12 protein-coding genes are annotated in these 12634 nt (G+C 53.3%); 6 read left to right on the forward strand and 6 right to left on the reverse strand.

Annotation, left to right across the window (positions count from 1 at the left end):
* Positions 1-25: 25 nt before the first annotated feature.
* Entirely contained in the window at positions 26-1189 is a 1164-nt protein-coding gene (locus ACWHXT_RS02335) for a fumarylacetoacetate hydrolase family protein (protein WP_447957089.1), read from the reverse strand.
* 239 nt (positions 1190-1428) lie between these two features.
* On the opposite strand from ACWHXT_RS02335, the gene ACWHXT_RS02340 reads away from it, so the two are divergent.
* From ACWHXT_RS02340 to nanR, 6 genes are all read left to right on the forward strand, one after another.
* On the forward strand, positions 1429-2193 hold the full coding sequence (locus ACWHXT_RS02340) for an SDR family NAD(P)-dependent oxidoreductase (RefSeq protein WP_447957090.1): 765 nt from the start codon (positions 1429-1431) through the stop codon (positions 2191-2193).
* A 257-nt stretch (positions 2194-2450) separates the two neighbouring features.
* Positions 2451-3452, forward strand: a complete 1002-nt coding sequence (locus ACWHXT_RS02345) for a sialic acid TRAP transporter substrate-binding protein SiaP (protein ID WP_447957091.1) — start codon at positions 2451-2453, stop codon at positions 3450-3452.
* Between the two features lie 59 nt (positions 3453-3511).
* Complete coding sequence (locus ACWHXT_RS02350; protein ID WP_447957092.1) at positions 3512-4054, forward strand: TRAP transporter small permease; 543 nt, start codon at positions 3512-3514, stop codon at positions 4052-4054.
* A gap of 41 nt (positions 4055-4095) precedes the next feature.
* Complete coding sequence (locus ACWHXT_RS02355) at positions 4096-5475, forward strand: TRAP transporter large permease (protein WP_447957093.1); 1380 nt, start codon at positions 4096-4098, stop codon at positions 5473-5475.
* Positions 5476-5537: 62 nt separating this feature from the next.
* Positions 5538-6635: an Ldh family oxidoreductase gene (locus tag ACWHXT_RS02360; protein WP_447957094.1), complete on the forward strand. Its 1098-nt coding sequence runs from the start codon at positions 5538-5540 to the stop codon at positions 6633-6635.
* Between the two features lie 41 nt (positions 6636-6676).
* Entirely contained in the window at positions 6677-7396 is a 720-nt protein-coding gene (gene nanR, locus ACWHXT_RS02365) for a transcriptional regulator NanR (protein WP_447957095.1), read from the forward strand.
* Between the two features lie 127 nt (positions 7397-7523).
* On the opposite strand, the gene ACWHXT_RS02370 is transcribed toward nanR, so the two are convergent.
* From ACWHXT_RS02370 to ACWHXT_RS02390, 5 genes are all read right to left on the reverse strand, one after another.
* Positions 7524-8366, reverse strand: a complete 843-nt coding sequence (locus ACWHXT_RS02370) for a fumarylacetoacetate hydrolase family protein (protein WP_447957096.1) — start codon at positions 8364-8366, stop codon at positions 7524-7526.
* A gap of 120 nt (positions 8367-8486) precedes the next feature.
* Positions 8487-9236, reverse strand: a complete 750-nt coding sequence (locus ACWHXT_RS02375) for an SDR family oxidoreductase (protein WP_447957097.1) — start codon at positions 9234-9236, stop codon at positions 8487-8489.
* Positions 9237-9405: 169 nt separating this feature from the next.
* Complete coding sequence (locus ACWHXT_RS02380) at positions 9406-10689, reverse strand: TRAP transporter large permease (RefSeq protein ID WP_447957098.1); 1284 nt, start codon at positions 10687-10689, stop codon at positions 9406-9408.
* A 1-nt stretch (position 10690) separates the two neighbouring features.
* The gene (locus tag ACWHXT_RS02385) at positions 10691-11299 is read right to left on the reverse strand and encodes a TRAP transporter small permease (protein WP_447957099.1); all 609 of its coding nucleotides are present in this window, start codon (positions 11297-11299) and stop codon (positions 10691-10693) included.
* A gap of 110 nt (positions 11300-11409) precedes the next feature.
* A complete protein-coding gene (locus tag ACWHXT_RS02390; RefSeq protein ID WP_447957100.1) occupies positions 11410-12486 on the reverse strand; it encodes a TRAP transporter substrate-binding protein in 1077 nt (358 codons plus the stop codon).
* Positions 12487-12634: the final 148 nt, after the last annotated feature.

Raw genomic sequence — 12634 nt, forward strand, 5'->3', positions numbered from 1 at the left:
TATTCAAGAAATATAGGTAGGGGGACTATCGGTGGGCCAAATAGCGCAGCAGTTCGCGAATACCGTAGGTCCAGGGCGGCAGTTGATCACTTCTGCCTACCGGATTGATCAGAGCACCCAGGGTTGGGGTTGTAATGGTGACGCGATCACCCAGATGGTGAGTGAAACCTTTGCCCTTGCCGTCGCGATCCTGAATCGGCGAGAACATGGTGCCGAGAAATAGCATGAAGCCATCCGGGTATTGGTGATGATCGCCAATGGTTTGTCGTACTAGATCCAGAGGATCCCGGCTGATTTCGCGCATATCGCTTTCGCCCGTGAGAAGAAAGCCGTCATTGTCTCCTTCAATACGAAGTGACACCTGGCAGCTACGTACGCTATCGATATCAAAATGATCATCGAATAAGCGAATGAAGGGTCCTAGCGAGCAGGAGGCGTTATTGTCTTTTGCCTTGCCAAGCAGTAACGCGCTGCGGCCTTCGACATCGCGCAGATTGACATCGTTGCCCAGGGTGGCGCCGCGTACTTTTCCCCGGCTATCGACCGCTAGAACGATCTCAGGCTCAGGGTTATTCCATTGGGAAGAAGGGTGTAGGCCTACGGGAGTGCCAAACCCCACCGACGATAGCGGTTGAGCCTTCGTGAAGACCTCGGCATCCGGACCGATGCCTACCTCCATGTATTGGGACCATCCGCCGCGAGCCTGGAGCGCCGTTTTGAGCGCCATGGCCTCTTCCGAGCCCGGAGTGATTTTGGAAAGATCCGTGCCAATGAGTGCTTGTAACTCATCACGTAGCGTCTCTGCTCGGGCTGGGTCGCCACCGGCTTGCTCTTCGATGACTCTTTCCAAAAGGCTGACGGCAAAGGTCACGCCACACGCCTTGATTGCCTGAACATCGCAGGGTGCAAGCATATAGGGCGCTTTCGCCGGCGTGGCCTGGGAGTTGGCAATGAGGTCCTCTACCGCTCCAATACTCGGACCTTGTGCGCTGCGCACGATCTCATGCACATCATCACGTTCCAATAGATCCGCCATGGTAGGCCCGAATTGTGTGATATCGATGACCTGGCCCTTGCGTACGGTCACTAGCGCAGGACCGGCAGGCTCGTCATCTAGCCATACCCGGCCTACCAGTAAGGCTTGCTGCATATCCTTGGGAAGAGCATCGATCGAAGAGAGTGGGCGCACGCATACCTCCTTTGTTTATTAGTCATAGGTCTAAATGAGCAGAATCTTGCTGGCGATTAACGTCTCATCGCCTATCCTTTTATTTAATTGCATTGTATGACAGGTATGCCATGTGTCGAATTACTTTAGCGTACCTGGCGATTTAGGGTCGATAGTTAAATGTAACTATAAGGGTCTAATAACCGATAACGTTAAAACCAGACGAGAGTTCGGAAAATAACTACAAGGAGCAGATGTGCATGTTGGATGAGTGGAAAGGCAAACGTGTATTGATTACCGGAGCAAGCCGTGGAATTGGCGCAGCGATTGCAGAGCGATTGGGTGCGCTGGGTGCCCATGTGGCCGTTCACTATCACAATAGTGAGGCGGCGGCTCAGTCCGTCGTGCAGGCGGTTCAGGACGCTGGCGGGCAAGCGTTCATGCTCAAGGCTGATGTCAGTCACTCCAGCGAAACGCGGGAGCTTGTCGACGAGGCTGCGAAGCGTCTTGGGGGCCTGGATCTTTTAATCAATAACGCGGGCGATATGTTGGGGCGAGTAGGTCTGGAGTCGATGGACGACCAGCAGTACAACCAGGTGATGGACCTCAACGTACGTTCAGTGGTTATGGCAAGCCAGGCAGCTTTACCTCATTTTCGCCGCCAGGGCGCGGGCAATATCATTCATACGACGTCTATCGCGGCGCGCAATGGAGGTGGGGGTGGTGCAGGGCTTTATGCTTCTGCAAAGGGATTTGTAAGTACGATGACACGCAATATGGCGAAAGAGCTTGCAGGAGATAACGTTCGAGTCAATGCCGTAGCGCCGGGCACCATAGCAACCGATTTTCATGAGCGTCACTCCAATGAAGCGCACCTGAGCGCTGCTCGTGCTTCCATTCCCATGGGGCGTCTGGGAACGGCACAAGAGTGTGTAGGCGCCTACGTTTTTTTAGGAACCGATACGCTAAGTGGCTATGTGACGGGACAAATTATCGAAGTTAATGGGGGGCAGTTGATGCCTTAGGTAATCGACTCGTTATTGTTTTCCATTAACACACTATCGCTACTCTCTTTAGCTTTTAATGGATATTGAATGGAGTGTTTTAAATATATTTAATACATGCGACTAAAGTTTTTAATCTTGAGGTTGCGCGGCCAAAAGTAGAGCGTTAGCTTAAGCCATGCTTGTATGATACGTATATAGGTACGTGATTGGGCATGCCGAAACATTTTTACTCGAAGATAACCAACAATAAATCCAATGGTTACGAGGAATATATCATGAGTAATAAACGTCAAACTCTGTTTTCCAGGTCCTGTTTATTAAGCGCAGTGCTTATCGCCTCAGGTATTGGTGGCGTTGGAATTGTCCAGGCCGCCGAGAACCTGCGCTTCGCCCACGTCTATGAAACCTCGGAGCCATTTCACAAATGGGCGCTTTGGGCGGCTGACGAGATCGAAGAGCGTACCGATGGTCGCTACACCATGGAGGTATATGCGGCGTCTTCGCTTGGTAAAGAAGAAGATATTAACGAGGGTCTTGAGCTGGGTACGGTCGATGTCATCTATACGGGAACCCAATATGCAGGGCGTGCCTACGGGCCTATCGGAATTGCGGGTGCCTCCTATATGTTCCGCGATTTCGATCATTGGCAGCAGTTCGCCGATAGCGAATTATTCGAAGAGATTGCCCAAGGGTATCAGGATCAAACGGGTAACGTTCCCTTGGCCCTCAACTACTATGGCGAGCGTCACGTCACGTCCAATTTTCCGATCAATGAACCTGCCGACATGGAAGGGCTCAAGATCCGCGTGTCGAATGCGCCCATGTACATGATGATGCCAAGAGCCTTGAACGCCAACCCAACGCCCATTGCGTTCGATGAAGTCTATCTTGCGCTTCAGCAAGGCGTTGTCGATGCCCAGGAAAATCCGCTGCCCACCATCCGTGCCAAGGCTTTTTATGAAGTTCAGGAGTACATCAATTTAACCGGCCATATCCTTGACTCCTTGATCACCATCGTAGGTGGCCCACGCTGGGCTCAGCTATCAGAAGAGGATAGAGAAATCTTTCGAGAGGTCTTCCAGGAAGCTGCCGAGCAAAACACTCAGGAAATTCTGCAATCCGAAGAAGAACTGGTCGCCTGGTTCGAAGAGCAGGGCAACACAGTCAACGAGGTGGACCGCAGTATCTTCAGGGAAGCCGTGTTACCTGCTCATACTGGAAGCGCCGCGACTTGGGATGAGGAGACCTACGAACGTCTTCAAGCTATCGGTCAGTAAAACACTCTTTCGTTAGCGGTAGCCCATCCAGTGTTTGGTGGGCTGCCAGGAGGCCTATCATGAACGATACGCGAAAAGATGTTTCGATCAACGAGGACCCCTCGGTCGATTTCGAAACGGCCTTTGATGATACCCCTTTTAGGTTGAGCGATTATCGAATCGAGGACTTTGCCACTCTGCTATTATTCTGGGTACTCATTCTTGTGGTGTTTACCCAGTTCTTTAGTCGTTACGTGCTCGGTTACTCGGTAGGTTGGACCGAAGAGATCGCGCGTTATTTTCTAATTGGCGTTGGTTTTCTGGGTAGCGTGATGGCTGCTCGAAATGGCAGCCATATCATGGTGGAGTTCTTTTATCACTACATGCCAAAGTGGTTGGCACGGTTATTGGAAAGAGCGATGGGTCTTTTGAGCCTGGCGTTCTTCATTGCAATGGCGTGGATCACTTATCAACTGGCATCCCGTACCAATAGTTTAATGATATCTGTCGACCTGCCTAAAAGTATTATTTATTACACGGTTTGCGTCGCTTTTATACTGATGGCTATTCGTACTCTTCAGAGACTCTATATCAATTATCGGAATCAACGACGCGTTGACTAACCGATATCGGCTCTCGAACTTCTCTTAACGTGAGGCCTTCCATGTCTCGAATTTCCCTTTTGCGTTGGCAAAAACCGCTTCTTCCCCCGCTTTTGATAGCCCTGGCGCTTCTAGGGTGCATTATTCTACCGCTCATGGGGTATCACCTGGCTTTCCTGTTTTATTCGCTTTTTACGTTACTGGTGCTGGGAGCTCCTATCGCGGTTAGTCTGGCAGGGGCCTGCTTGATGTTCGTGCTCATTACCGGGCAAGTACCCAATATCGTTATTGCTCATCGCATGATTAACGGTATTGATAGTTTTCCGCTTCTGGCCATTCCGTTTTTTATCTTTGCGGGAAGTTTGATGAACAACGGCGGTATCACGGAGCGAATTTTCAGTTTCGCTAAAGCCTTGATGGGCTGGATGCGTGGTGGTCTTGGGCATGTAAACGTAGGTGCAAGCATCGTTTTTTCGGGTATGTCGGGGGCGGCCGTGGCAGATGCCGGGGGTCTTGGCATGATCGAAGTCAAGGCAATGAAGGACGCGGGGTATGACGAAGAGTTTGCAGTCGGTATTACCGCTGCCTCCTCGACTATTGGCCCGATCATTCCGCCTAGCCTACCGATGGTTATTTACGGCGTTATGGCTTCCGCCTCTGTGGGTCAACTATTTGCGGCGGGATTGATTCCTGGGCTCTTGATGGGCGCAGTCCTCATGATAATGATATTTGTGATCTCGCGTCGCCGAGGTTATCAGCGTGATGCCGTCTTCTCCATGCGGGTACTGGGCCACACTTTCAAACGCGCCTTTTTATCGTTGATGACGCCGGTCATCATTGTGGGCGGCATAATAACGGGCGCCTTTACACCCACCGAGTCGGCCGTAGCCGCTGTATTCTATGCCCTGATTCTTGGTGGCGTTGTTTACCGTACCTTGACGTGGCGAAAATTACTCAAGGTCAGTATGGAGACCATTGAAACGACCGCGATTATTTTATTCATTGTTTCTGCTGCCTCGATTTTTGCCTGGATACTTACCAGTAATCAGGTCACCCAAAACGTGATCGCTTTGATGGGCAATTTCGCTGACAGCAAGATTGCCGTGCTGTTAATGGCGAATGCGGTTCTCATCATCGTTGGCTGTTTCATGGAGACGATCGCCGCTATTACGATTTTGGTGCCGGTACTGCTCCCGATGGCCGTTGCTGTAGGCGTAGACCCGGTACATTTTGGCGTCATCATGGTCCTCAATCTCATGATCGGTCTGCTTACTCCCCCGGTCGGAATGGTGCTTTATGTGCTGTCTCGCGTGTCCAACGTGAGTTTCGAGCGCTGTATGCGGGGGACCATACCCTTTTTGATCCCGCTGGTCTTTTGCCTACTTCTGGTGACGTTTATTCCAGCGATCTCCATGTGGCTTCCCACGCTTATCTATCGCTAAACCGTAGGTTTCAATCCTGGTTTGGTTAGCGAGTGTATTACTGAATTTCGGAGTTATTCATTATGGCCGATACATCATCGAATTTTTGTGTCACGAGTGAAGATCTTTCTCGTTTTATTCAAGCCGCTCTTTTTGCGGTTGGAGCTGACCAAGCGTCCACCCATGCGGTATCTCGCGCTTTGGTAACCGCTTCGCGTATGGGGACCGATAGCCATGGGCTACGGCTACTGCCTCATTATTTACAGGTGATCGAGGGCGGGCGGGTAAAAGGCGCCCCCAATATGAAGTTCCATCAGCGCTTACCTGCTACAGGTTTTCTGGACGCTGATGACGGGCTGGGGCATTTGGCCGGTTATACGGCCATGCAACATGCGATGGATATGGCGAACAACATGGGGCTGGGAGCGGTCTCGGTCGGTAACTCATCGCACTTTGGAGCAGCGGGATGCTATGCGTTAGCGGCCGCTGAGCAGGGCTATATCGGGATGGCGTTTTGCAACTCCGACCCGTTCGTGCAACTGCATGAGGGCAGGAACGCATTCCACGGCACAAATCCCATCGCGTTTGCGGCGCCCGTGGCAGAGGCGCCACCTTATTTATTGGATATGGCAACAAGCTCGATTCCCTGGAACCGTGTGCAGCAGTTCGGCGCTATAGGGCGTGAATTACCCAGCCAGGTCGCCTCCAACTCGCAGGGTCGGGTAAGCACTGATCCTGGTGAGGTCACCTCACTATTACCGCTAGGGGGAAGTGATTTTGGTTTCAAGGGGGCAGGTCTTGGCGGCATGGTCGAAATACTGAGTTCTACACTCTCCGGGATGCAGCATGGCTTCAGGCTTTTACCGATGAACGGGCCTGATAAGTCAACACCTCGAGGTGTCGGGCACTTTTTTCTTGCAATGAAGCCTGACGCGTTTGCCGAAGAGGCGACCTTCGCGCGTGAGCTGGCTGACTATTTGGCTGATCTGCGTAGCCAACCTGCTTCTCCCCCTAACCACGTCATGGCGCCAGGCGATAGGGAATGGCGTTGCCAAAAGCGTCGTGATGCCGAGGGCATCCCTCTGGATTTTGCAAACCAGGCTGCCTATGCAGACATTGCCAAGCGTTACGGCATAGCGCCGCTCTCTCCACTCGATCAAGGGATAACGATTAAAAAATAAAGTAAAGTAACCCGATACTTTACAGCCTTGGATGGGACTTCATGAGTAGATACCGGATTGAGCGTAAAACGCTATCCGAGCAAGTCGCCGAACAGCTCGAGGCGGAAATTCTCGAGGGTCGGTTAAGCGAGAACGATCAGCTTCCCTCGGAACGCGAGCTGATGGAGCAGTTTGGAGTGGGCAGGCCCGCGGTGCGCGAAGCGCTTTTTTACCTTCAGCAGTTGGGTTTGATCGCCATCAATAGTGGCACTCGAGCAAGGGTGATTCGTCCAACCGCGGACGCGGTCATGGCCAGGCTTTCGGGGGTCACTCGCCAGCTTCTTTCAAGACCCGAGGGGCAGCAGTACTTTCAAGAAGCCCGGGCGATGTTTGAAATTTCATTGGCACGTTATGCCGCTCGTAATGCCAATGAAGAGGATTTAAAACGGCTACGATTAGCGCTGGCAGACAATCAGGACGCGATTGGAAACGAAACGCGGTTCAAACGATCCGATAACGATTTCCATGGTGTTCTAGCCAGCATTGGTCAAAACCCGGTCTTCGATGCCATCCATGTAGCGCTTTCCGAGTGGCTGGATGATCGGCGAGCTCATGTACTCCAGCAGCAAGGCGAAGACCAGGCTGCCACAGCCGCTCACACTGAAATCGTCGAGGCGATTGAGTCCGGCGATGCAGACGCGGCAGAAGCGGCCATGCGCCGTCATCTGGATCGGCACTATGGCACTTATATGCAGCTTAAAAAGCGTCTTGCCCCGCGGTAACGAAGAAAACGTGAAGCCATGTGATCTTTGACATGAAGGGGTCTATCGGTGATTGGGCGAACGCGGCGACTCTCCCCGCGCAGATAGACTACACCGGGAGAGTGGGGATAGCCGATTGGCAGAAAATCTACTCCGTAACCACCGTTTGCGACTGTTCACCCAGGCCTTCGATGCCAAGCTGCATACGCTGGCCAGCCTTGAGATAGACCGGTGGCTGTTGACCCATACCCACCCCAGGCGGTGTTCCGGTTGAGATTACGTCGCCAGGCTGCAGACTCATGAATTGGCTCAGGTAGCTGATCAAAAAGGGGATCTGATACACCATGGTACGTGTATTACCATCCTGGTAGCGTTTGCCATCCACCTCGAGCCACATGCCAAGCTGGTGAGGGTTGGCGACTTCATCAGGAGTGACTAGCCACGGACCCAGCGGGCCGAACGTGTCACAGCCCTTGCCCTTGTCCCAGGAGCCGCAACGTTCCAGTTGAAATTCTCGTTCAGAAACGTCATTGACCACACAGTAGCCGGCAACGTGCTTCAGAGCATCGGCCTCTTCGATATAACGCCCCGCCTTTCCAATGACCACCCCAAGCTCGACTTCCCAGTCGGTTTTTTGAGAATTGCGTGGAATGATGACGTCGTCATTCGGCCCACAAATGGCGCTGGTCCATTTATTGAAGATGACCGGCTCCGAGGGAACCTCGGAACCGGTTTCAGCCGCGTGATCCGAGTAATTCAAGCCAATACAAATAAACTTACCCACACCCGCTACGCATGGGCCGATACGTGTATCCGAGGGGACTTCGGGTAGAGTGGATGTATCCAGCGTTGCTAGTCGTTCCAGCGCCTGACGATCAAGATACTCGCCTTTGAAGTCGGATATATGAGCCGATAAATCGCGAATAATGCCGTTTTCGTCTAAAAGAGCGGGTTTTTCCTGGCCGGGTGCTCCATAACGTAAAAACTTCATCAATACATTCCTTTAGGTTAAGCGAGCCGATATTGTGTCTGGCTCGATGGGTCGGCATGGGTAGAACGGACGTCGGGCGCGCTGATCCAGGCGTCGATCAAGGGTGTTAGTGTGCAAGCATCATACAAGCCAGCCCCCATCGATGACGTGAGCGGTCCCGGTTGTATAGGCGGATTCGTCGGCGGCAAGATAAGTGGCGAGTGCTGCAATTTCTTCAGCGCTGCCAAGGCGTCCCAGCGGCTGTCTGGCAATGAACTCTGCATAAACGTCGTCCTTGAGGCGATCTTGTTGCCTGGCCTGTTCCTCGATACGTTGACGTAGTGAAGGGGAGTCCACGGTGCCCGGGCAGATAGCATTACAACGAATACCCTGACTGATATAATCGCTTGCCACTGACTTCGTTAAACCAAGTACCGCGGCTTTAGAGGTGCCATAGGCACAGCGGTTGGGCACACCTTTAAGGCTTGAAGCCACCGACGCCATATTGATAATACTGCCGCCCTCGTTCTCCAGCATCGCTGGTAGAAATGCGCGGATCATGCGCACCATGGCCATCACATTGATCGACCAGGAGCGCTCCCAGTCCTCATCACTACCTTCAAGCAGTGACCCGCTAGCGACATAACCTGCACAGTTGAAGAGAATATCGATGGCCCCGATATCGGCGGCCAGCTTTTTGATGGCCTCACCATCCAGTACGTCCAGCGAGTAGGTCGTAATACCCGCCGTACCGGAAAGCCTTGAAAGGCTTTCCGCATTGATATCCGTAGCAATGACCTGTGCGCCCTCAGCAGCGAAGCGTAAAGCCGTGGCACGGCCAATACCTTGACCGGCTGCGGTAATCAAAGCTTTTTTCCGTTCTAGTCTCATATCGGTATCCGGTGCTGTTATTGTTGAGCCGATGGTGGTCTTTCAAGTTCGCTTTATTTTCGCGTCGCTAATCTTTAGTCACTATTTCATAGGGTATGACAGGATGACATTCAGCAAGGATTCGACTTTGGGGTGAATTCATCCTGTAGGGTTCATATGCCACCTTGATCTAATTGCCGCGTACGGATGTAAGATCGGGTAGCCAGGTGACAATCCCCGGAAATGCAATCAGCACGATCAGTATCAATAAAAGGGCGCAGTAGTAAGGCAGCATGGCCCTAACCAGTTGCTCCATGGATACCTTGCCCACGCCGCAGCCGACATAAAGACACGTGCCTACAGGAGGCGTCAGCAAGCCGATTCCCAAAACGAAGGCCATGAGTACGCCAAAGTACACGGGATCGATGCCCACTGATGTGACAATCGGCGTTAGCATGGGGGCCATGATCACCATCGCCGGGGTTAAATCCATGACGAACCCCACCAGCAGTAGCAAACCAGCCACGATCAGCAGAAGCAGGAAGGGATCTTCAGTGATCGCCTGTACTTGAGTCACCAGTGTTTGCGGAACCATATTGATAGTTAAAAACCAGGCGATCACCGTCGCGAATGCTAGTAGTAGCAAGACCATACCCGTCAACCGAGCGGTACGAATCAACATGCCCCAAAGCGCGGTAATCCTGAACTCTCGATAGACGACGAGTGAGATAAAAAGCGAATAGAGAAGCGCCGCAACGGCCGCTTCCGTTGCTGTAAATATGCCACCGATAATTCCACCGATGACGATGATGGGAAGAACCAGTGCAAGCCAGGCGGCTTTGAAGGCTTTCCAGAGTACGCCCAGATTGAATTTGCGGGTTTGTCCTGCGTGACCGATCGTCGCCATAATGAACGTCGTCGTCATGAGCGCCAGCCCGATCAATATGCCGGGTACGATCCCTGCAATGAACAGTCGACTAATAGACGTTTCGGTAACGATGCCGAATAAAATCAGTGGAATGGAGGGAGGAATAATAATACCAATGACCGATGACACCGTATTGATGGCGGTGGCCTGCGGCGCGCTATAGCCTTGTCGTGTCATTGAGGGAATCATCATCGCGCCGGTTGCAGCAGTGTCAGCGACCGCAGAACCACTAATACCGCCAAAGAACATCGATCCGGTAATCGCTACTTGGCCCAGGCCACCGCGCACGAACCCCACCAGCGCACCTGCTAGATCCATCAGGCGCCGAGCGATTCCGCCATTACTCATTACCTCGCCTACCAGAATAAAAAACGGAATCGCCAATAGCGGAAAGCTGTTCACGCCGCGAATCGACTGCTCGATCATGATGGAAAGCGGAATATCGGAAAGCAGTGCCATGACTACGGCGGCGACACCCAGGCCAAAGGCGATAGGCAATCCAAGCGCCAGCGAAACGAACAAAATGCCCAAAAAGATCCATAGCATATTAGTGTCCCTCGTTCACGGATGGCTGCACGTTTGGTGACCGTATCTGCTGAATGCTTTGCCAGGCGCGCCAAAGGGCCACCGACGCTATGAAGGCGGCGCAAAGTACCAGCGAAACGTTGACGATATTCCAGGGCACGTTGAGGATCGCGGTGCGCCCGGAAGCCCTGGACATTACCAGAAAGCCGCCCCATACGATGATGCCCATCAGCGCCGTAATGACTAGATGCTGGAACAGGTAAAGCGCATGAGCGGCGCGCGGTTTGAGCCGGCGTACCAGTATGTCCACAGCGATGTGCTCGTAGCGAGCGAAGGCGGCGGCGGCGCCCAGAAAAATCAGCCAGATAAACAGCATGCGGGCTAGTTCATCGGCCCAAGGGAGCGAATGATTAAGCATCGCGCGACCCACGACGTTGGCCGAGACCGATAAAATGAGCGCCACCAGCAGTGCGGCAATGACGTGCTCCATGGCAAGTGTGAGCCAGCGAAACAGCGCCGGACCGCGGCGCGCTTCGGTATCGATTTCCAGGGGATGACGCTGTGGATCGTCGAAGAAAGCGGCGGTATCCGGAATGGGAGTATTAGAGGTCGGAGTATCAGAAGTGTCCATGGGCGCTCCACCAAGACGGGTAATGACCAGACAAGAGAGAGTTCTTGCCTGGTCGAGCCGTTAACTGACCGTCGAGAAGACGGGGAGGGCAGGCGGGAGCCTGCCAGCGGCTATTGAGATGACGTTGCTTCGGCGATTCTCTGGAACTCCGCCACCAGATCTTCACCGATACGCGGTGCCCACTCGTCATAGACGGGCTGGACGGCATCCTGGAAAGCAGCGATCTGCTCGTCGTTCAAGCGCGTCACCTGCATGCCCCGCTCTTCAAGCTGGTCGCGGGCCCAATCGTCGTACTCGGCGGAAAGCTGGATTTCATAGTCGGCGGCTTGTAGAGCGGCTTCCTGGACCAGTTCCTGGTACTCGGGGTCGAGACGGTCCCAGGAGCGCTGGGAAATCATCTTGATAAACGGGGTATAGACGTGGCGCGTTTCGGAACCGTAGTCCTGAACTTCATAGAAATTGGAGGTCAGGATGGTGCTCCAGGGATTTTCCTGGCCGTCCACCACGCCCTGCTCCATGGCAGAGAAGAGCTCGCCAAATGCCATGGGTGTTGGGTTGGCGCCGAGTGCCTGCCAAATGGCCAGGTGTACCGGGTTTTCCATGGTGCGCACTGAAAGACCGCGGACGTCCAGACCCGCGACGTCTTCCGGGGACGAGACTTCACGCGCGCTGTTGGAGAGCTGGCGGAAACCGTTTTCTGCAAAGGCGAGTGCCTTGATACCGGTACCGTCGAAGGCATCCAGCATTTCTTGAGCGGCGTCACTGCGCATGGCTTCAATGGCAGCTTCACGGGTAGGTAGCAGGAAAGGCAAGTCAAACACCGCCAGCTCCTCGACGTAGCCGGTGGCGGGAGAAGAAGAAGGGTAGGTCATGTCCAGCGTACCGGTCTGGAGCATTTCCATCATCTGTACGTCGTCACCGAGTTGGCTGTTCGGAAAGATGTTGACGCTGATTCTCCCGTCGCTGCGCTGGTCGAGAATATCGGCAAAGTATTGGCTGGAGAGGTACTGAGGCGAGCTTTCGGCCAAGCCAAGCCCCATGCGCAGTGTGACACTACCGTGATCGCCTACCGCGTCGCCTTCGATTTCCGGTGGGTCGGAAAGATCGGGAGTCTGAGCGTAAGCAATACTGGAACTTAGCAGGGTGGCACCGGTGACTAGCAGGGTGCGCTTTAAAAGTGGGTACATAGTCGTCACTCTCCTGACGTGCTGTAGCGTTTCATGTCATGGCGTTAACACGAGCGCTGCAGTCTTTGGGCTATTGTTTGTTGTTCTATCCTGGCGCGTGGTTTACAAGGCGCGAGCGCCACGCGCCCTTGCATCAATGTCATACGTT

Source organism: Vreelandella halophytica, assembly GCF_968193635.1.